Annotated in this window: 20 protein-coding genes; 9 read left to right on the top strand and 11 right to left on the bottom strand. The window is 63.8% G+C overall.

From position 1 onward, the window contains the following. Nucleotides 1-273: 273 nt before the first annotated feature. The 3 genes from AC3CCE_RS11685 (at nt 274) to leuB (ending at nt 2,273) form a co-directional block, all read left to right on the top strand. The gene (locus tag AC3CCE_RS11685) at nt 274-657 is read left to right on the top strand and encodes a RidA family protein (RefSeq protein WP_023683820.1); all 384 of its coding nucleotides are present in this window, start codon (nt 274-276) and stop codon (nt 655-657) included. A gap of 13 nt (nt 658-670) precedes the next feature. Further along, nucleotides 671-1,021 (top strand): VOC family protein, encoded by a 351-nt coding sequence (locus AC3CCE_RS11680; RefSeq protein WP_023740123.1) that lies wholly within the window; start codon nt 671-673, stop codon nt 1,019-1,021. A 148-nt stretch (nt 1,022-1,169) separates the two neighbouring features. Then, on the top strand, nt 1,170-2,273 hold the full coding sequence (gene leuB, locus AC3CCE_RS11675; protein WP_023706813.1) for a 3-isopropylmalate dehydrogenase: 1,104 nt from the start codon (nt 1,170-1,172) through the stop codon (nt 2,271-2,273). 8 nt (nt 2,274-2,281) lie between these two features. Here the strand turns inward: leuB and AC3CCE_RS11670 are convergent, their stop codons facing one another. The 3 genes from AC3CCE_RS11670 to AC3CCE_RS11660 form a co-directional block, all read right to left on the bottom strand. Then, the gene (locus AC3CCE_RS11670; protein WP_023671693.1) at nt 2,282-2,659 is read right to left on the bottom strand and encodes a MarR family winged helix-turn-helix transcriptional regulator; all 378 of its coding nucleotides are present in this window, start codon (nt 2,657-2,659) and stop codon (nt 2,282-2,284) included. 70 nt (nt 2,660-2,729) lie between these two features. Next, nucleotides 2,730-3,158: an SRPBCC family protein gene (locus AC3CCE_RS11665; protein WP_023694553.1), complete on the bottom strand. Its 429-nt coding sequence runs from the start codon at nt 3,156-3,158 to the stop codon at nt 2,730-2,732. Nucleotides 3,159-3,351: 193 nt separating this feature from the next. Then, entirely contained in the window at nt 3,352-4,074 is a 723-nt protein-coding gene (locus tag AC3CCE_RS11660) for a DUF805 domain-containing protein (RefSeq protein ID WP_352513768.1), read from the bottom strand. A 353-nt stretch (nt 4,075-4,427) separates the two neighbouring features. On the opposite strand from AC3CCE_RS11660, the gene AC3CCE_RS11655 reads away from it, so the two are divergent. Beyond that, a complete protein-coding gene (locus AC3CCE_RS11655; protein WP_023826017.1) occupies nt 4,428-5,618 on the top strand; it encodes an integrase core domain-containing protein in 1,191 nt (396 codons plus the stop codon). A gap of 113 nt (nt 5,619-5,731) precedes the next feature. Here the strand turns inward: AC3CCE_RS11655 and AC3CCE_RS11650 are convergent, their stop codons facing one another. Beyond that, nucleotides 5,732-7,573 (bottom strand): DEAD/DEAH box helicase, encoded by a 1,842-nt coding sequence (locus AC3CCE_RS11650; RefSeq protein WP_352512833.1) that lies wholly within the window; start codon nt 7,571-7,573, stop codon nt 5,732-5,734. A 423-nt stretch (nt 7,574-7,996) separates the two neighbouring features. Between AC3CCE_RS11650 and AC3CCE_RS11645 the strand changes: the two genes are divergently transcribed. Together AC3CCE_RS11645 and AC3CCE_RS11640 are read left to right on the top strand one after the other, a co-directional pair. Next, nucleotides 7,997-9,031, top strand: a complete 1,035-nt coding sequence (locus AC3CCE_RS11645; RefSeq protein ID WP_023671698.1) for an aspartate-semialdehyde dehydrogenase — start codon at nt 7,997-7,999, stop codon at nt 9,029-9,031. Between the two features lie 225 nt (nt 9,032-9,256). Beyond that, entirely contained in the window at nt 9,257-9,709 is a 453-nt protein-coding gene (locus AC3CCE_RS11640) for a GNAT family N-acetyltransferase (RefSeq protein WP_023671699.1), read from the top strand. Between the two features lie 3 nt (nt 9,710-9,712). Here the strand turns inward: AC3CCE_RS11640 and AC3CCE_RS11635 are convergent, their stop codons facing one another. Next, the gene (locus AC3CCE_RS11635) at nt 9,713-10,114 is read right to left on the bottom strand and encodes an ACT domain-containing protein (RefSeq protein WP_023694551.1); all 402 of its coding nucleotides are present in this window, start codon (nt 10,112-10,114) and stop codon (nt 9,713-9,715) included. A 356-nt stretch (nt 10,115-10,470) separates the two neighbouring features. Between AC3CCE_RS11635 and AC3CCE_RS11630 the strand changes: the two genes are divergently transcribed. From AC3CCE_RS11630 to AC3CCE_RS11620, 3 genes are all read left to right on the top strand, one after another. Beyond that, complete coding sequence (locus AC3CCE_RS11630) at nt 10,471-10,881, top strand: DoxX family protein (RefSeq protein WP_023687655.1); 411 nt, start codon at nt 10,471-10,473, stop codon at nt 10,879-10,881. 14 nt (nt 10,882-10,895) lie between these two features. Continuing rightward, on the top strand, nt 10,896-11,423 hold the full coding sequence (locus tag AC3CCE_RS11625) for an SRPBCC family protein (RefSeq protein ID WP_023694550.1): 528 nt from the start codon (nt 10,896-10,898) through the stop codon (nt 11,421-11,423). A 153-nt stretch (nt 11,424-11,576) separates the two neighbouring features. Continuing rightward, the gene (locus AC3CCE_RS11620) at nt 11,577-11,840 is read left to right on the top strand and encodes a YMGG-like glycine zipper-containing protein (RefSeq protein WP_023756500.1); all 264 of its coding nucleotides are present in this window, start codon (nt 11,577-11,579) and stop codon (nt 11,838-11,840) included. An 88-nt stretch (nt 11,841-11,928) separates the two neighbouring features. Here the strand turns inward: AC3CCE_RS11620 and AC3CCE_RS11615 are convergent, their stop codons facing one another. From AC3CCE_RS11615 to AC3CCE_RS11590, 6 genes are all read right to left on the bottom strand, one after another. After that, nucleotides 11,929-12,774 (bottom strand): acyl-CoA thioester hydrolase/BAAT C-terminal domain-containing protein, encoded by an 846-nt coding sequence (locus tag AC3CCE_RS11615; protein ID WP_023756501.1) that lies wholly within the window; start codon nt 12,772-12,774, stop codon nt 11,929-11,931. Nucleotides 12,775-12,861: 87 nt separating this feature from the next. After that, entirely contained in the window at nt 12,862-13,263 is a 402-nt protein-coding gene (gene rpsP, locus AC3CCE_RS11610; protein WP_023671705.1) for a 30S ribosomal protein S16, read from the bottom strand. A 105-nt stretch (nt 13,264-13,368) separates the two neighbouring features. Continuing rightward, nucleotides 13,369-13,695 (bottom strand): chorismate mutase, encoded by a 327-nt coding sequence (locus tag AC3CCE_RS11605; RefSeq protein ID WP_023671706.1) that lies wholly within the window; start codon nt 13,693-13,695, stop codon nt 13,369-13,371. A 7-nt stretch (nt 13,696-13,702) separates the two neighbouring features. After that, on the bottom strand, nt 13,703-15,289 hold the full coding sequence (gene ffh / locus AC3CCE_RS11600) for a signal recognition particle protein (protein ID WP_352627272.1): 1,587 nt from the start codon (nt 15,287-15,289) through the stop codon (nt 13,703-13,705). A gap of 383 nt (nt 15,290-15,672) precedes the next feature. Further along, nucleotides 15,673-16,623 carry a CPBP family intramembrane glutamic endopeptidase gene (locus tag AC3CCE_RS11595; RefSeq protein WP_023702592.1) on the bottom strand — a complete coding sequence of 317 codons (951 nt, stop codon included), beginning with the start codon at nt 16,621-16,623 and terminating at the stop codon, nt 15,673-15,675. Nucleotides 16,624-16,770: 147 nt separating this feature from the next. Next, a complete protein-coding gene (locus tag AC3CCE_RS11590) occupies nt 16,771-17,370 on the bottom strand; it encodes a DUF1236 domain-containing protein (RefSeq protein WP_023671709.1) in 600 nt (199 codons plus the stop codon). Between the last annotated feature and the right edge of the window lie 61 nt (nt 17,371-17,431).

The following is a 17,431-nucleotide window of genomic DNA, read 5'->3' as shown; positions in this document are numbered from 1 at the left end:
ATGCTTGTTCCGTCGCGATCCGTCACACCCCCCTCTGCCCTGCCGGGCATCTCCCGCTCAAGGGGGGAGATCAGACGTCACTCTGGCTTTCGCCAATCGCAAATGTGGAAAGCGAGAAAGGCGTCCGAACTGCTAATCTCCCCCCTTGAGGGGGAGATGGCCGGCAGGCCAGAGGGGGGTGCTGTCCCGCCGACGACCAAGATTTGCACCTGACTTGGCCCATGGCCTGGCCGGTCCTTTCCTGCAAAGTGTCCGAAACCACAGCGAGGCTCCATGCGCACACTCATCTCCACCGGTTCGCCCTTCGAAAAAACCGCCGGCTATTCGCGCGCGGTGGTGCAGGGCGACTGGTGCTTCGTGTCGGGAACGACCGGCTACGACTATGCGACGATGACCATGCCGGAAACGGTGGAGGCGCAGACGCGCAATTGCCTGGCGACCATCGCGGAGGCGCTGAGGGATGGCGGCTTCGACATGGCCGATGTGGTGCGGGCGCATTACTACATCACAGACCGGGCCATCGTGGACGTCGTCTTCCCCATCCTCGGCGAGGCTTTCGGCGAGATCAGGCCGGCGGCGACGATGATCGTGTGCCAGCTCAACAAGCCGGAAATGAAGATCGAGATCGAAGTCACGGCGCTGCGGCGCACGGCTTGAGGAGGCCAAAGCCATGACGGTCCGGCGCATCGTAGCCAATATCGGGACGCAGGACGCGGCGGCGGCGAAACGCTTCTATCAGGACGTGCTTGGCCTCGATGTGCTGATGGATCAGGGCTGGATCGTCACCTACGGGTCCGACGAACGGATGCAGGTGCAGATCAGCTTCATGGCCCAGGGCGGCTCCGGCACGCCGGTGCCGGACCTCTCCATCGAGGTCGACGATGTCGATGCGGCGCTGCAAGGCATGAGGGCCGCCGGCTTTGCCGTCGAATACGGTCCGGCCGACGAGCCGTGGGGCGTACGGCGGTTTTATGTGCGCGATCCGTTCGGCCGGTTGGTGAATATTTTGTCGCACAAGTGATTTGTTCCTCTCCCCCGCCTCTGGCCACGGCGAGGAACCCAGGTCTTGAGAGGCGGGCGCCGTCGTAGCGTTCTTCATCCCCTTGCGCCGCAAGCTCTTGGCGTTTAGCAAGGCCGCGGTTTCTCCAAACAGCATCGGACGGTTCTCCATGGCTTCGAAAAATCTTCTCCTGCTCGCCGGCGACGGCATCGGCCCCGAGGCGATGGCCGAGGTGAAGAAGCTGATCGCGGCCATGAACGCAAAGCTCGGCAGCGGTTTTGCCACTGATGAAGGCTTGGTCGGCGGCTGTGCCTACGACGCGCATGGCGCGGCGATTTCGGATGGCGACATGGCAAAGGCGATGGCTGCGGACGCCGTGCTGTTCGGCGCCGTCGGCGGGCCGAAATGGGACAAGGTGCCTTACGAGGTGCGTCCCGAGGCCGGGTTGCTACGGCTGCGCAAGGATATGGAGCTGTTCGCCAATCTCCGGCCCGCCATCTGCTATCCGGCGCTGGCCGCGTCGTCCTCGCTGAAGCAGGAAGTCGTCGAGGGCCTCGACATATTGATCGTGCGCGAGCTTACCGGCGGAGTCTATTTCGGCGAGCCGAAGCAGATCATCGATCTCGGCAACGGCCAGAAGCGCGGCATCGACACGCAGGTCTACGACACGTTCGAGATCGAGCGCATTTCCGGCGTCGCTTTTGAGCTGGCGCGCACGCGCAAGAACCACGTGACATCGATGGAAAAGCGCAACGTGATGAAATCCGGGGTGCTGTGGAACGAGGTCGTCACCCAGACCCACGCAGCCAGATATGCTGACGTCAAGCTCGACCACATGCTGGCCGATGCCGGCGGCATGCAGCTGGTGCGCTGGCCAAAGCAGTTCGACGTCATCGTCACCGACAATCTGTTCGGCGACATGCTGTCCGACATCGCCGCCATGCTGACCGGATCGATCGGCATGCTGCCGTCGGCCTCGCTCGGCGCGCCCGATGTGAAGACCAGGAAGCGCAAGGCGCTGTACGAGCCGGTGCATGGCTCGGCGCCCGACATTGCGGGACAGGGCATCGCCAACCCGATCGCCATGATCGCGTCGTTTGCCATGTGCCTGCGCTACTCCTTCGGCATGGTCGATGAGGCCGACAAGCTCGAAGGCGCCATAGCCGCCGTGCTCGACGACGGGCTGCGGACGAAGGATATTATGTCCGAGGGCATGACCGAAGTCGGCACTGTCGCAATGGGCGATGCCATCATCGCCAAGTTCCTGGCTTAGCGGCCGACTCAGCGGATCTCGCCGGCCAGCCGTTTCAGCAGGCCGACGAGTTGCGCCTCATCCACGGCTGAGAAAAAAGCAGCGTCGGCGGCTTCGACGGCGACGATAGCGCGCTGGACTGCGGCCGTCCCCGTCGTGGAGACGCGGATCACCTTGGCGCGGGAATCCCGCGGGTTGGTGTCCCGCACAATCAGTCCCTTTGCCTCGAGCCGGGCGACGACGTCCGATGTCATCTTCACCTCGGTGCCGGCCTGGGCGGCGAGCTGCACCTGGTTGGGCGGCTCGCCATAGCGGCCGAGCCACATCGCCGAAGCCAGCAGCACGAACTGGACATGGGTAAGGTCAAGCGGGGCCAGCGCCGCCGTCATGACGCGCTGCCAGCGCATGGTGGTTCGCCAGAGCAGCAAGCCGGGGCTCTCGGATGGTCCGCTGAAGCGCGTGTTCAGATCCCCCCGATCAGCCACCGTTCGCCAACACCCTTGCCTGCTCGAACAGTTTGGCCATCGAAGTGTCGAAATCGCCGCTGATCTGCGGCCCGAGCTCTGGTCCGACCTCGGCGGCCGATGGGCCGGAAATCTCGAGGCGATGAGTCACTTGAGTGCCACCCTCGACCGGCGTCAGCGTATGCCTGAACAGCAGTTTCGTGTCGCCGAACGAGGTCTCGTCGGCATACGTCACAGTGTCGACAAGATCGACGATCGTCGATTCGAAGGTGTCCTGCCCGACGGGCGTTACAGAGACGCGGGTGCCCTTGGCGAACGGGCCGTGCAGCACGAAGGTATCGGACCCTTCGTAGGTGAGGCGGCCTTCGTGCAGCGCCTTGAGCGCGTTCCAGATGGCCTGCGCCGAAAGGGGGGAAATTGCGGTGTACTCGTTGGTCCACATTTGTCTTGGCTCCATTATCCGTTTTCGATCGTCGATTTGATGATTGCACAGATTATCTGTGCACAGACTAAATGGCAAGAGAAATATTTCGTTCGTTCGGTCAAAACAGCAGCTGCCTTCCCGGCTGCCACCTAAGCCATTGTTATAGCACGGCTGTCCGCAAACAGCCGGCTGCTCATTTCTTGGTGCGGGTCTAGGCTCCGCCTCCTCCAGGCACCGGCCCCCACTGGTTTTCGTGGGCCTGGGTCGGGATCAATCCGAGGATCAGCGCGAGGATCAGCGTAGCCGGAGCGAACATGAAGGTGATTGCGAAGTAAGGTATTGCCAGCCAGCCGGTCAGGCCGATGTCGTGCAAGCGGCGCACGACGAGCCCGACCCAGGGCAGGAACGTCGCTAGCCAAAACAGCCCCCAGACGCCGATCATCACAATCGGCCAGTTGCCGGCATCGAAATTGCCGACGGCCTGGTCGGCGAGGGCGCCGGCAATTCCGACCAGGATGAAGCTGACGGTCCAGAACAGGCAGTAGCCCCAGAATTCCTTGCGGCGGGCGCGTTCGGCGAAGTTGATGTAGTTGCGCGTCACGCCTCGCCAGAAATAACCCGGCAGTCCGCTATCACGAGCCGCGCCGTCTTCCGCCAGGCGGCCGAAATGCTGTGGCGCGGCTGAAGCGGCAGCCGCCTTGGGCGGCGCGGCGCTTGCCGCTGGCGCAGCGGTGGCGGGACTGGCGGGCTGGGCGCGGATTGAAAAAACGTCGCGCGCCTGACCGCTTGCCGGCAGAAACTCGACCACGGCGCCGTTCGCGATCACGGTATCACGGCGCAGATCCTCGCGCGCGAAGGTGTAGCGGTTGCCGTCCGCCCCGGCGATGAAGCCGAAACCCTGGGCCTCGTCATAGTGAAGAACTTCGCCGCGCATTTAGCCTTGCCCCCGTGCAGGCACAGACTGTTCAAAGTTGCGGCGGACTGCAAGGGGTTGGACGAAATGGAGGGTAAACGGTTCAGGCATGAGTTGCTTCATTTTCCCGTCCGTTGGCGCTGCCCCTCACCTGCCTGCCGGCATCCTCTCCCGTATAGTGGCGGGGAGAGGGGTCGCTGTTATCGACGATTCCGCCAATCGCCAACGTTGCAAGAAGAGCGCCAAGGCTGCGGTCAGCCCTTTCTCCCCGTCACTATACGGGGAGAAACGCCCGGTGTCCGAACCGGATAGATAGGTAACAGAATGGACCGATAGCATGGGTGACAGTTTTCTTGTCCGCCGGAGGACCGGCGATGGTTTGGCGAGAGACTGGCATCATGGACGAGCGGCTACGGTTTGTTGTGGAGTGTCTTTCTGGGGATGAGACGATGGTTGCGCTTTGTGCGGCCTACGGGATCTCACGCAAGAACGGCTACAAATGGCTAGGACGCTATCGGACGTTTGGGCCTGAGGGTTTGCACGACCTGCCGCGAGCCCCGCTCAATCATGGCCGGGCGACAGCTCAGGATCTGGTTGAGCGGATTGTGGCGGCCAAGGAGCTGCATCCGCTCTGGGGTCCAAAGAAGATCGTGGCACGGCTCAGGCGCACGGCTCCCGAGTTCATGTGGCCTTCAGCCTCGACGGTCGGCGCGATCCTTGCGCGGCATGGGCTTGTCCGCGCCCGCAAGCGACCCCGCCTGCGGGCCTGCGGCAATGGACCCTGGCCACAGCCGCAAGAACCGAACGCGGTGTGGACTGGCGATCACAAGGGCTGGTTCCGGACCCGCGACGGCTGGCGTTGCGAACCCTTGACGGTGATGGATGCGTCGAGCCGCTATCTTCTGGCGCTCGAAGCGACGGGGTCGACGGCCGATAGCGAAGCCTGGCCGGTGTTCGAACGGCTGTTTGAAGAGCATGGCCTGCCGGATCGCTTCAGAAGCGACAATGGCCCGCCCTTCGCATCGGCCGGCGTCACCGGGCTGACGCCGCTTGTCGTGCGCTTCATCAAGCTCGGCATCACCTTGGAGCGGATCGCACCCGGCAGGCCACAGCAGAACGGACGTCACGAGCGCTTTCACCTGACCATGCTGCCGATGGCCGAGGCACCGGAAGCCGACCGAACGGCACAGGGCCAGGCCTTCGAGACCTTCCGCCACAGCTACAATGAGGAACGTCCCCATGAGGCGCTGGGCATGGATACGCCCGCCCAGCACTACCGGTCCTCACAGCGCGCCATGCCCAGGACACCACCCGAGCCCGTCTATCCGGCCGAGGCCTCGGTCCGCCGCGTGCGCCACAATGGCGAGATCCGATGGAATGGCGGCTTCATATATGTCTCGCAAGCGCTGGCGGGCGAACCGGTCGCTGCGTTGGAGACCGAAGACGGACAATGGACACTCTCATTCCATGCCCACCCGCTCGGCATCATCGACACACGGCACATGAAGCTTGTCCGCCGCAGCGCCGCGCCAACCAATCCGCTTGGCGCTGCGGCGGACGCATAGGGGGAGAGAAGTGTCACCTATGTATCCGGTTCAAAGTGTTACCCATCTATCGGCTGGACACCGGCAGGGCAATGAGGGGCAGCGCCTGCATCTGTAATTGGCCGATAAGAGCCTCAAACCGGCCGCTTCTTCGGTTTCTTGTTCTTCGGCGGTCCAGCCTTGTCGAATTTCGGTTTCCCGGCCCAAGGCTTTGCATCGCCGGGGGGCCGTTCCCGCTTCTCGATTTTCGGCTTGTGTGCGCTTTGCGGCGCCTCGAACGGGCGCTTGCCACGATGCGGCTTCTTGTCGGGCTTCGGCGCCTGGTAGCCGGCCCGCGACAGGTCGGGCGTGCCGTCCAGGCGCTTCACCGCAATGTTGCCCTGCAATTTCTTGTCGGGGCCGACGGCGGCGAGGAAGCGATCGGCCCAGTCGGCCGCGATCTGCACGTAGGTCTCATCCTGCTGCATCTTGATGGAGCCGATCTCGCGCTTGGAGATGTTGCCGGTGCGGCACAGCATCGGGATCAGCCAGCGCGGCTCGGCATTCTGCTTGCGCCCGATCGACAGCGAGAACCAGACGCTGTCGCCGAAATCGTCGCGGCGGCTGGGCGCTTCGTCGCGGCGTTCGAATTTTTCGCCCGCCGGTCTGTCTCGCGACGGCGTGAAGGCCGCGACCTCCGTCAGTTCCTCGGGCGCCGAGCGGCTGGCGCGGCATTGGCGCACGAAGGCGGCCGCAATCTGTTCGGCGCCATGCCTGGCCAGAAGCGCGTCGATGAAGCCGCGCTCGTCCTCGGCCACCGGCTCGTCGAAGGCTGGATCGGCAAGGATGCGCTCGTCGTCGCGCTTGATCACGTCGTCGGCCGAGGGCGGGCTCGCCCATGTCGCCTTCAGCCCTGCATTCTGCAGCAGGCGCTCGGTGCGCTTGCGGGCGCCGTTGGGCACGATCAGCGCGCTGACACCCTTGCGGCCGGCGCGGCCGGTACGGCCGCTGCGATGCAGCAGCGTTTCGGGATTGGTCGGCAGATCGGCATGGATGACCAGTTCGAGATTGGGCAGGTCGATGCCGCGCGCGGCGACATCCGTGGCGATGCAGACCTTGGCGCGTCCGTCGCGCATCGCCTGCAGCGCGTGGGTGCGTTCGTTCTGGCTGAGCTCGCCCGACAGTGCGACGACGGAAAAATTGCGGTTGTTGAAGCGTGCCGTCAGATGATTGACGGCGGCGCGGGTGTTGCAGAACACCAGCGCGTTCTTCGCCTCGTAAAAGCGCAGCACGTTGATGATGGCGTTCTCGCGGTCGGGATAGGCGACATTCAGCGCCCGGTATTCGATATCGAGATGCTGCTTTTCCTCGCCGCCGGCCGAGATGCGTAAGGCGTCGCGCTGATAGCCTTGCGCCAGCGTGGCGATCGAGCGCGGCACGGTGGCCGAAAACATCAGCGTGCGGCGCTGAGCCGGTGCGGCATCGAGGATGAATTCGAGGTCCTCGCGAAAGCCGAGGTCGAGCATCTCGTCGGCCTCGTCCAGCACCACGGCTTTCAGCGCCGACATGTCGAGGGAGTTGCGGGTGATGTGGTCGCGCAGGCGGCCGGGCGTGCCGACGACGATGTGGGCGCCGCGCTCCAGCACGCGCCGTTCGGAGCGCATGTCCATGCCGCCGACGCAGGACGCGACGGTGGCGCCGGTCGGCGCGTAGAGCCATTGCAATTCGCGCATCACCTGCAGAGCGAGCTCGCGCGTCGGCGCCACGGCCAGCGCCAGCGGTGCGCCAGCCTGGTCAAAACGTTCGGCACTTCCAAGAAGGGTCGGTGCCAAAGCGAGGCCGAAGGCGACGGTCTTGCCTGAGCCGGTCTGCGCCGACACCAGAGCGTCGGACTCGCCGAGCTCCAGCACGGCCTTCTGCACTGGCGTCAGCTCGGTATAGCCGCGTTTTTCCAGCGCTTCTGCCAGCGCAGGAACAATAGCTTCGAAATTGGACATCTCACTCTTTCGGAATTCAGGGTCTGGGCTCATCATGGAGCACATGCCGGGGCTGACGCACGCCAGCCAAACACTATTTGGGCGTTCGTACTTCTTGCGGCCGCTATTGTACAGGGCAGGCGTGTGCCTGGCCGCAATTGACTCCTGACGCAAACCGCGTAAAAGCCGGCATCGAACGGGATCATTTTCGATGCGCGGCCTTCTGATGGCTCTTCTTGCATTCGACTTCCCCGGCCACAATCATGGGGCCGGGCGCGTTGGCGCGTCTTACCGTTCCAGCAAAACTATGGCCAAAACCACCACCAAAACGGTGTGATTCCCTTGGCCTAACCACCCTCTCCCGGGTCCGGCCCGGGGGACAAAACCCGCATTGGCCGGCGGGTTTTCTCCAAAAACCAAGCGGAGAGGGACAGGAGATTTCTGATGAGTTTCAAAGTTGCGGTAGTCGGCGCCACGGGCAATGTGGGGCGCGAAATGCTCAACATACTGGAAGAGCGCGGCTTTCCGGTAAGCGAAGTCGTGGCGCTGGCCTCGCGGCGCAGCCAGGGCACCGAAGTGTCGTTCGGCGACCGTTCGCTGAAGGTCAAGACGCTCGACCAGTATGATTTTTCCGACACCGACATCTGCATCATGTCGGCCGGCGGCAACGTCTCGAAGGAGTGGTCGCCGAAGATCGGCAAGCAGGGCTGCGTCGTCATCGATAACTCGTCGGCCTTCCGCTACGACCAGGACGTGCCGCTGATCGTGCCGGAAGTGAACCCGGATGCGATCTCGCTGTTCACCCGCAAGAACATCATCGCCAATCCGAACTGCTCGACGGCGCAGCTGGTCGTGGCGCTGAAGCCGCTGCACGATGTCGCCACCATCAAGCGCGTCGTCGTCGCCACCTATCAATCGGTATCCGGCGCCGGCAAGGAGGGCATGGACGAACTCTTTACACAGACCCGCGCGGTGTTCGTCGCCGATGGCGTCGAGGTCAAGAAGTTCACCAAGCGCATCGCCTTCAACGTCATTCCGCATATCGACGTCTTCCTCGACGACGGCTCGACCAAGGAAGAGTGGAAGATGGTCGCCGAGACCAAGAAGATGCTCGACCCCAAGATCAAGCTGACGGCGACCTGTGTGCGCGTGCCGGTGTTCATCGGCCATTCCGAAGCCGTCAACATCGAGTTCGAAAAGCCGATCACCGCCGACGAGGCGCGCGACATCCTGCGCGAAGCGCCAGGCTGCCAGGTCTTGGACAAGCGCGAGGATGGCGGCTACATCACGCCGCTGGAATCGGCCGGCGAGGACGCCACCTTCATCTCGCGCATCCGCGAGGATTCGACCATCGACAACGGCCTGTCGATGTGGATCGTCTCCGACAATCTGCGCAAGGGCGCGGCGCTCAACGCGGTGCAGATCGCCGAGCTTCTGGTCGAGCGCGGCCTGATCCAGCCGAAGAAGAAGGCGGCCTGACGGCTGGTTTGTTTTCGCTCACGGGGTTCGGCCTTCGGCCGATTCCGTTTATCGCTCACGGGCCGTATCGCCGCTGCCGCGGCTGGCCCTCCGCGGGGCGCCGGAAAGCCGGCGGCCCGTAGTCGCGGGCTCGGCCTTCGGCCGAAGCCTTCCTTCTCCCCGTTCACGGGGAGAAGGTCCCGGCAGGGGGATGAGGGCAGCGCTGACCTCTGTTGAGAAACGCCTTTGAACGATCCCACCAAAATCGTGCTGCGCCCCGCCACGGCTTTGGATGCCGCGACCATCGCCATTGTCATGCGGGCCGCACTTGGCTCGTTCTCCTGGATGCCGGTCATCCACACGCCGGATGAGGATCTTGCCTTCATCCGCGAGATCGTGCTGTCCCGGCAGCAGGTGACGGTCGCCGAGGCCGGCACCGGCATTGTCGGCTTCATTGCCCTCAGCGGCGATTGGGTGGAACAGCTCTATCTCGACCCCGCCTGGACGGGGCAAGGCATAGGCAGCCGGCTGCTGGTGCAAGCGACCGCCGCGCTACGGATCGTTAAACTGCATTGCTTCCAGGCCAACACCGGCGCGCGTCGCTTCTACGAGCGCCATGGCTTTCGCCCCGAGGCGTTCGGCGCGGGCACCACCAACGAAGAAGGCCTGCCGGATATTCTCTACGTGCGTCGAGCTTGATATTCAGCCGGCGTTATCCTTGGCCAGTTGGCGCAATAACTCCATCGCTTCCTCGGCCCGCTCAGCGGGCACGAACAGATGGTCATGATAGAAAGCAGAGACCGGATTGACGCCCATGCCGGCGGCGGCCAGCCGGGCGGTGATGGCGGCGAGGAAGCCGACGGCTTCCAGCGAGGAGTGGACGTTCAGGGTGATCATGCGGCAGCGGAAGGCGGACTGCAGCCCGGCGGCCTGGTCTTCGGGCAAGATCAGCGTCGTGCCCTCCTTCTCGCGAAACAGCATCACCGGATTGAGCGTCTCGGGAACCGGTGCACCGGGGACCAGGGTGGCGAAGACATGGACGCCGGGAAGCAGTTCCGGCGTCATCGCCGCCAGCAGCTTTTTCAGATCAGTCTCGCCGGCCATTCGCTCGTCTCTCGCCCAGCCCTATCAATAGCCGTGACTGGTGGATGTCGATAGTCCGTCAAGGTCGAGGGACAGCACCCCCTCTGCCCTGCCGGGCATCTCCCCCGCAACGAGGGAGATCGGCGGTTTCGATGCTCCGCTCATTCATGGAACATTGCCGAAGCGGTCGAGCGTGTAATCTCCCCCCTTGCGGGGGAGATGGCCGGCGGGCCAGAGGGGGGTGTGAAGGATCGCCACGCAGCGGCTTTTGCTTGCTGCTACCCAAAAAGAATCCGCACCCTGTAGGATCGCCGCCCCATCGCTCGTCCTTGGTCCGAAGCCAGCAAACGGCTCGAACCGCTTAGGAGGGAACACCCGTGAGTATTTCTCAAACCATGCCCGTCTCATCGGGCGCCCTGTGGACCGGCCGCGTGCTCAGCGGCCTCATCATCCTGTTCATGATCTTCGACGGCGTCATCAAGCTGCCGCCGCTCGATGTCGTCACCCAGACCATGGTGCCGCTCGGCTGGCCGGCCGATGTCAATGTCGCGCGCACGCTCGGCATTATCGGGCTGATCTCGACCGCGCTCTATGCGCTGCCCCGCACCTCGGTGCTCGGCGCCATCCTGCTCACCGGCTATCTCGGCGGCGCCATCGCCACAAATATGCGCGTCGGCAGCCCGTTGTTTTCGCACACGCTGTTTAGCGTCTATCTCGGCATCATCCTGTGGGGCGGTCTCTATCTGCGCGACCCAAGCGTGCGCGCCCTGATCCCGTTCAGCCGTTAAGCGAGGAGAAAAACATGCTCAGCACCATTCTCATCCTCCTGGTCGTCATCATCGCCGCCGTGCTCATCTATGCGGCGACGAGGTCGAATGATTTCGTCACCGCCCGCACCGCCAGCATCAAGGCCGCGCCGGAAGCGATCTTTCCGCTGATCAACAATTTCAAGCAGTGGCCGGAATGGTCACCCTACGAAAAGCTCGACCCGCTGATGAAGCGCACGCTGTCGGGCGCTGATGCCGGCAAGGGCGCCGCCTACGCCTGGGAAGGCAATGCCAAGGCCGGCAAGGGACGCATGGAGATCGTCAATTCCGTGCCATCCTCGCTGGTGTCGCTGAAGCTCGACTTCGAGAAGCCGTTCCGGGCCAACAACAGCGTCGACTTCACCCTGAAGCCCTCGGGCGACACCACCGCAGTCACCTGGGCAATGCGCGGCAGCCGGCCCTTCATTGCCAAGCTGATGGGCCTGGTCATGAGTTTCGATACGCTGATCGGCAAGGATTTCGAGGCTGGCCTCGCCAATCTGAAAAAGGCAGCCGAAAGGTAGAAAAGCCTGAAATTTCAACAAGCTCGGCGGCGGTCGGCACGAATGTGACCGGCGCGGACACCGCGATCTCTCACGTCATCGGGATCAAATCAGCCGTCTGGGAGTTAGAACCGTGGCGGCGAGGACGGCGATCCGCGTGAGAGAGGAACGATAATGAGAAGAGCGATGATCATTCTGGTACTGGCGACCGCGCTGGGCGCGTGCTCGCAAACCGAAAAGGGTGCCGCGGTCGGCGGCCTCGGCGGCGCGGCGGTTGGCGCAGCTGTGGCAAATGATCCGGTTCAGGGGGCCGTCGTCGGCGGCGCCGTCGGCGCCGTGGCCGGCGCGCTGATCGGCCGTGCCAGCGAAAGCGGTCAATGTCGCTACCGCGGCCGGAACGGGCGCACCTATATCGCCAGCTGCCCCGACGGTTATTGAACACAGCCAGGTCCAACATCGGAAACCGGCGGCTATAGATCGCCGGTTTCGCTGTTGCCCAAGGCAGCTGGACCATTGGCTGCCTGCGCTACAGCAATCCCCGGATATGCTCCCAAGCCAGGCGGCCCAGGCGCGTGTCGGCGTCGTCATTGCCGCCATGGGCATGCAGCCTCGAGCGCGGCGTGATTTCGCCCGGCAGCAGAATGCGGTGGCCGGCGTCGGGCACTGAGACGAGGCAGGTGGTCATTGCGGTGTCCTGGCGACGCCGAACGATCGACTGGGCAAAATCCAGCGATGGCCATAGCGCGTCGTCGCCGCCCGCAACCACAACAATGTCGGCTGAAATAGCTTCGACGGGAATGGCAGCCTTGGCCGCTGCGTCCTTGAAGGTTTGCAAGGCACGTAGGAAGAGCCCCCGGTAGGACACCAGACCATCGACATACTCAGCGTTCCAAGCGGGATTGCTTGGGACAAACGGCAAAGGAATCCCCTCGAGCGTCCACGACGATCGTTCCGGCCAGCTGACGCCGTCGCGGCCCGGCCCGATATTGCCCCAGACCACCGATGTCGGGCTGATCGCAACCACGAGGCCGATGCGTGGATCGTGAGCCGCCGCAAGCAGGGAGGCCTCGGCGCCTTTCGAGGTCCCGACATAGACGATGCGCCGGCATCCCATCTGGACAAGATAGTCGGTCGCCGCGAAAAACGTTTCGAGCGGGATCTCGCAAATGCCGGGCACCTGACCTTCGCCGCCAAACCATTGTAGCGCGAGAGCGGATGCTCCTTCCTTGGCAAAGAGCCGGGCCCGGGTGACGTCGATGCGGCCGCTCGATCCGCTGAGCACGACGACGCCTGTCGTGGCGCCGGCGCATCGCAACAGCGTTCCGGCTACGCCGCCGAAAAGGGTCTCTTCCGTGACGGTCCGCTCAGTCATCTTTCGTTCGAACGCATATGACATCGCCGCACATTAGCAAAACGGCGGGCACAGGCCCGCCGTTTTGTCGATGCGATGACGCGATGCTTATTCGGCGGTGGCGGCTTCCGCTTCGGCCGGGGCTGCAGCAGCGGCGGCAACGGCGGCGGCAGCGTCTTCCTGGGCCTTCTTCAGCAGAGAGGCGCGTTCCTGCGCCTTCTTGCCGGGCTCGGCCTTCTTCGGGTTGGAGCGGGCTTCGCGCTTGAGGAGGCCGGCCTCATCGAGGAAGCGCAGCACGCGGTCGGTCGGCTGAGCGCCGTGCGACAGCCAATGCTTGACGCGGTCGGCGTCGACCTTGACGCGCTCGCCGTCCTTGGGCAGCAGCGGGTTCCACGAGCCGATCGACTCGATGAACCGGCCGTCGCGCGGCGAACGGGCGTCGGCGATGACGACGTGGTAGTAAGGGCGCTTCTTCGAGCCCGCACGGGCCAGTCTGATCTTCAAGGGCATTTCATTTCTCCTAAAATTTCTGATGTCAGTGTTGGGTTAATGGCTTTGTCTGGTGCAGGTCGTTGTCCCAAAACCGCTGCGCACTTTTGGGCGACATGCACTTTGTTAGCCGGTTTTGCTTGCGCCGTTGGACGCGGCGATCTGCTCGTGATGGCGGATCACTTCGCGGACGACGAAGTTGAGGAATTTTTCCGCGAAATCGGGGTCGAGATGAGCGTCCTTCGCCAGCTGGCGAAGGCGGGTGATCTGCTCCTGCTCGCGCGCCGGGTCGGCGGGCGGCAGGCCATGCTCGGCCTTGAGCACGCCGACCGCCTTGGTGCAGCGGAAGCGCTCGGCCAGCATATGAATGAGGGCGGCGTCGATGTTGTCGATCGAGGCGCGATAGCCGGCCAGGATGGTGCGTGCGTCGGCCATGTCTTTTTCTTCGTTCATAGCGTCCTCACTTCTTCTTGCCGAGGCCGGGCAGACCACCGCCGCCAAGGCCTGGAAGCTTCATGCCGCCGGGCAGACCGGGCAGGCCACCGCCGCTCGGGGCGGGCAGGCCCTTCATGCCGCCAAGGCCGGGCATCTGCTTCTGCAAGGCTTCGAGCTGCTTGGGATCCATCTTGGAGAGGTCGGGCATGCCGCCGCCCATCATGCCGCCGGGGCCGCCCGGCATCATGCCGCCGAGGCCCATCTTGGAGGCAAGGCCGCCCATCATACCGCGCATCAGGCCGCCGCCTTTGCCCTTGCCGCCCATCGCCTTCATCATGTCGGCCATGCCGCGATGCATTTTCAAGAGCTTGTTGATCTCGGCCGCATCGGTGCCGGAGCCGGCGGCGATGCGCTTCTTGCGCGAATGTTTCAGCATGTCCGGATTGGCGCGCTCGGCCTTGGTCATCGACGAGATGATGGCGAGCTGGCGGCCGAACATCTTGTCGTCGAGGCCGGCGGCGGCCATCTGGTCCTTCATTTTGCCCATGCCGGGCATCATGCCCATGATGCCGCCCATGCCGCCCATTTTCGACATCTGCTGAAGCTGGCCGGCAAGGTCGTTCAGGTCGAACTTGCCCGACTGCATCTTTTTGGCCATCGCCGCCGCCTGCTCGGCGTCGATGTTTTCGGCGGCCTTTTCGACCAGCGAGACGATGTCGCCCATGCCGAGGATGCGGTCAGCAATACGCTTGGGGTGGAATTCCTCCAGCCCGTCCATCTTTTCGCCGGTGCCGATCAGCTTGATCGGCTTGCCGGTGACGGCGCGCATCGAAAGCGCGGCACCGCCACGGCCGTCGCCGTCCATGCGGGTCAGCACCAGACCGGTGATGCCGACGCGCTCGTCGAAGCTTTTGGCAAGGTTGACGGCGTCCTGGCCGGTCAGCGAATCCGCGACCAGCAGGATTTCGTGCGGGCTCGACACCTTCTTGATGTCGGCCATCTCCACCATCAGCGGCTCATCGATATGGGTGCGGCCGGCGGTGTCGAGGATGACGACGTCATGACCGCCGAGCTTGGCTGCCTGGACGGCGCGCCTGGCGATGTCGACCGGGTTCTGGCCCGCAATGACAGGCAGCGTCGCGACTTTGACCTGCTCGCCGAGCTGGCGCAGCTGCTCTTGCGCCGCGGGCCGCCGCGTATCGAGCGAGGCCATCAGAACCTTCTTGTTCTGGCGCTCGGTCAGGCGCTTGGCGATCTTGGCGGAGGTCGTCGTCTTGCCGGAGCCCTGCAGGCCGACCATCATGATGACGACCGGCGCCGGCGCATTGAGGTCGATGGCGACGCCCTCGGCGCCGAGCATGTCGACCAACTCGTCATGGACGATCTTGACGACCATCTGTCCGGGCTTGATCGACTTGACGACGGCGGCGCCGACGGCCTTCTCGCGCACCTTGTCGGTGAAGGAACGCACCACTTCCAGCGCAACGTCGGCTTCGAGCAGCGCACGGCGCACCTCGCGCAACGCCGCCGAGACATCAGCCTCCGACAGCGCGCCGCGGCCTGTCAGGCCGTTCAGGATGGAGCCAAGGCGCTCCTGAAGTGATTCAAACATTGGTCAACCCGCCGCGCGAGAGCGCCTTGGATTCATGGTGATCCCTGTCGGGCCGATGGCCCTCCACGCCTCTTGTGCGCTCCTGCAGCGATTCAAACATTCCGTTTCCTTTTTCTCAGGCACCCCGATGGTGCCCGAGAGGTAGTGCGTTCGCGCCGCTCATCCAAGCAAAGCTCAAAACCAAAAAGCACCCGGGGGCGCTCAGCGCTGCCGGGTGTTGGCCTCCAGGATCTGTTTACAGCACCCACCTCAAAAGGTTTTGGCGTCCTGGTCGGCTTGCTCGGAGGGATACTCGTCGCGGATTTCGGGGCTGTAGACAGGAAATCGGCCGAAGAGTCAAGACAAGGGCGGCTTCCCGGTCTCTGGATCGGTCCCTGTTTAGTTCACCCTGCATCCCGAGGGTCGGCCGTAACCTTCAGCGGCGAGCGCGGGTGCAGAAGCAGCAGGATCGTCAGCAAGGTGCAGACGATACCGATGGCGGCGATGATGACGGCATCCGTCGTCGTCCAGTCCGGACCTTCCAGCGGCTTGGCGTTGAACAGGGCGAAGGAATTGTAGTTCTCCTGATGCGAGATCAGCAGGAAGCCGGTGAGATTGTTGCCGAGATGGGCGCCGAAGGCGGCGCCGAGATTGCCGGTGACATAAACCACCAGCGTCAACAGCAAGGCGAAGGCGGCGATCGAGGCCAGCACGCAGGCGTTGATGGCGGGGGTCGAGCCCGGGCTCCAATGCAAGGAGGTGAACAGCAAAGCGGGCAATAGCGCCCACACGTAAGGGCTCTCGAAGCGCCTGGCCAGGCCGCGCAGCAGATAGCCGCGAAACAGCATCTCCTCGGACGAGGTCTGCAGCAGGGTCAGCGCCACGATCGGGAGCAGGAACAGCAGCCAGGTCGACAGGTTGATCGTGCCGCGGGCGATTTCGGGCTGTAGCCAGTAGAGCAGGATTTCGGAAAGCGCCGATGTGATCAGCACCGCGACCAGGCCCTTGAGGAAGCCCGACAAGGACACGCGGCGACTGGCGCCGAAAAGCGCCGAGAGCGGCTCGCCATGGACGAAACGCATGGCAAGCCAGAGGCCGAGCCAGATGCCGGTAAACGAGGTGAGTGCGGTGAGTATGCCGATGGGCGAGGCCAGAAAGCCCTGAAGCGGCCCGCGCGGATCGTCCGGCAATACATGCCAGACGATCGCGACATAGGTGCCGCCAAGCACCACAACCAGGGTGATCGCCACCCAGAACAGGACGACGACTGCCGTTCCAATTATCAGCCGCGGCAGGTTCGTCTTTTCGGTGGCCGTGTTGCTATAGCGCTCGAAGGCGGCTGGATCTGATATCACGCGAGTTCCTCTGCCGAACGCATCGGGTCGCATGATCTAGGGGATCGTCGGCTCTCGCGCAATTGCTGCTGTTCAGCGACCCTTTTGCCGCCCTCAGCCTCGGCAGGAGGGCGGCACGAGTTCACTTGTCATTCTTTCCAGGCAAAATCAGCGCACGACGTACATGATGCGCCGTGTCTGCGGGTCGACCAGCGCCTGCTGGCCATTCACATAGACGTAGCGGTAGCGGTAGTCGGGGATTTCGCGCAGTTCGACCGTGTCGGGCAAGGTGGCACCGGTCACCACCTCGCCCTCGAGATAGACAGGATCGAGCCGGTGCGTGCTGACATAGGTGCCGACTTCCGCCGGTGGCCTGTCGATGGCGTCGACGGGGCCGTCGTCGGACAGAATCGCACCGGTATAGGTATCGGGATAATCATCCTGCGGCGGTGTAACCACGGTGATGGCGGCGTTGGCGGGGCGGCGTGTCAGAACGACCCGGTTGCCGCCGAAATCGGCCGTGACATAGTCGGAATAGACCCAGCCCTGGCCTCCGGCTTCGGCAATGGTGCACCATTTGCTGTTTTCGATGCAGCCATTGAGCGTCGCCGACTGGCCGGCGGCGAGCACGCCGATCACAGGATATTGCGGGCCGGGGCCGGCGCGCACATTAAGATCGGTGACGGCCGAGACGGCGGTATCGGCGAGTGCCGCACCCGACATCGCGACAAGCGCCCCGGCGACGGCCGGAAACAATATGCGTCTCATGGTTTCTCTCCCTTTCATGGTCCCTCGCGACACCAAACGAAACCAGAACGCATGCGTTCCG

Source organism: Mesorhizobium sp. P160187 (assembly GCF_057766425.1).
The sequence above is the reverse complement of the archived record's forward strand: the minus strand, read 5'-3'. Positions and strand labels throughout refer to the sequence as shown.

Bases quoted from the DNA above. Each gene is read 5' to 3' on its own strand.
- AC3CCE_RS11645 (WP_023671698.1), top strand. From the start codon at position 7,997: ATGAGTTTCAAAGTTGCGGTAGTCGGCGCCACGGGCAATGTGGGGCGC.
- AC3CCE_RS11670 (WP_023671693.1), bottom strand. From the start codon at position 2,659: ATGCGCTGGCAGCGCGTCATGACGGCGGCGCTGGCCCCGCTTGACCTT.
- AC3CCE_RS11605 (WP_023671706.1), bottom strand. From the start codon at position 13,695: ATGAACGAAGAAAAAGACATGGCCGACGCACGCACCATCCTGGCCGGC.
- AC3CCE_RS11665 (WP_023694553.1), bottom strand. From the start codon at position 3,158: ATGTGGACCAACGAGTACACCGCAATTTCCCCCCTTTCGGCGCAGGCC.
- AC3CCE_RS11660 (WP_352513768.1), bottom strand. From the start codon at position 4,074: ATGCGCGGCGAAGTTCTTCACTATGACGAGGCCCAGGGTTTCGGCTTC.
- AC3CCE_RS11615 (WP_023756501.1), bottom strand. From the start codon at position 12,774: ATGACTGAGCGGACCGTCACGGAAGAGACCCTTTTCGGCGGCGTAGCC.
- AC3CCE_RS11590 (WP_023671709.1), bottom strand. From the start codon at position 17,370: ATGAGACGCATATTGTTTCCGGCCGTCGCCGGGGCGCTTGTCGCGATG.
- rpsP (WP_023671705.1), bottom strand. From the start codon at position 13,263: ATGCCCTTGAAGATCAGACTGGCCCGTGCGGGCTCGAAGAAGCGCCCT.
- AC3CCE_RS11635 (WP_023694551.1), bottom strand. From the start codon at position 10,114: ATGGCCGGCGAGACTGATCTGAAAAAGCTGCTGGCGGCGATGACGCCG.
- AC3CCE_RS11625 (WP_023694550.1), top strand. From the start codon at position 10,896: ATGCTCAGCACCATTCTCATCCTCCTGGTCGTCATCATCGCCGCCGTG.
- AC3CCE_RS11655 (WP_023826017.1), top strand. From the start codon at position 4,428: ATGGTTTGGCGAGAGACTGGCATCATGGACGAGCGGCTACGGTTTGTT.
- AC3CCE_RS11650 (WP_352512833.1), bottom strand. From the start codon at position 7,573: ATGTCCAATTTCGAAGCTATTGTTCCTGCGCTGGCAGAAGCGCTGGAA.
- AC3CCE_RS11620 (WP_023756500.1), top strand. From the start codon at position 11,577: ATGAGAAGAGCGATGATCATTCTGGTACTGGCGACCGCGCTGGGCGCG.
- AC3CCE_RS11680 (WP_023740123.1), top strand. From the start codon at position 671: ATGACGGTCCGGCGCATCGTAGCCAATATCGGGACGCAGGACGCGGCG.
- leuB (WP_023706813.1), top strand. From the start codon at position 1,170: ATGGCTTCGAAAAATCTTCTCCTGCTCGCCGGCGACGGCATCGGCCCC.
- AC3CCE_RS11685 (WP_023683820.1), top strand. From the start codon at position 274: ATGCGCACACTCATCTCCACCGGTTCGCCCTTCGAAAAAACCGCCGGC.
- ffh (WP_352627272.1), bottom strand. From the start codon at position 15,289: ATGTTTGAATCACTTCAGGAGCGCCTTGGCTCCATCCTGAACGGCCTG.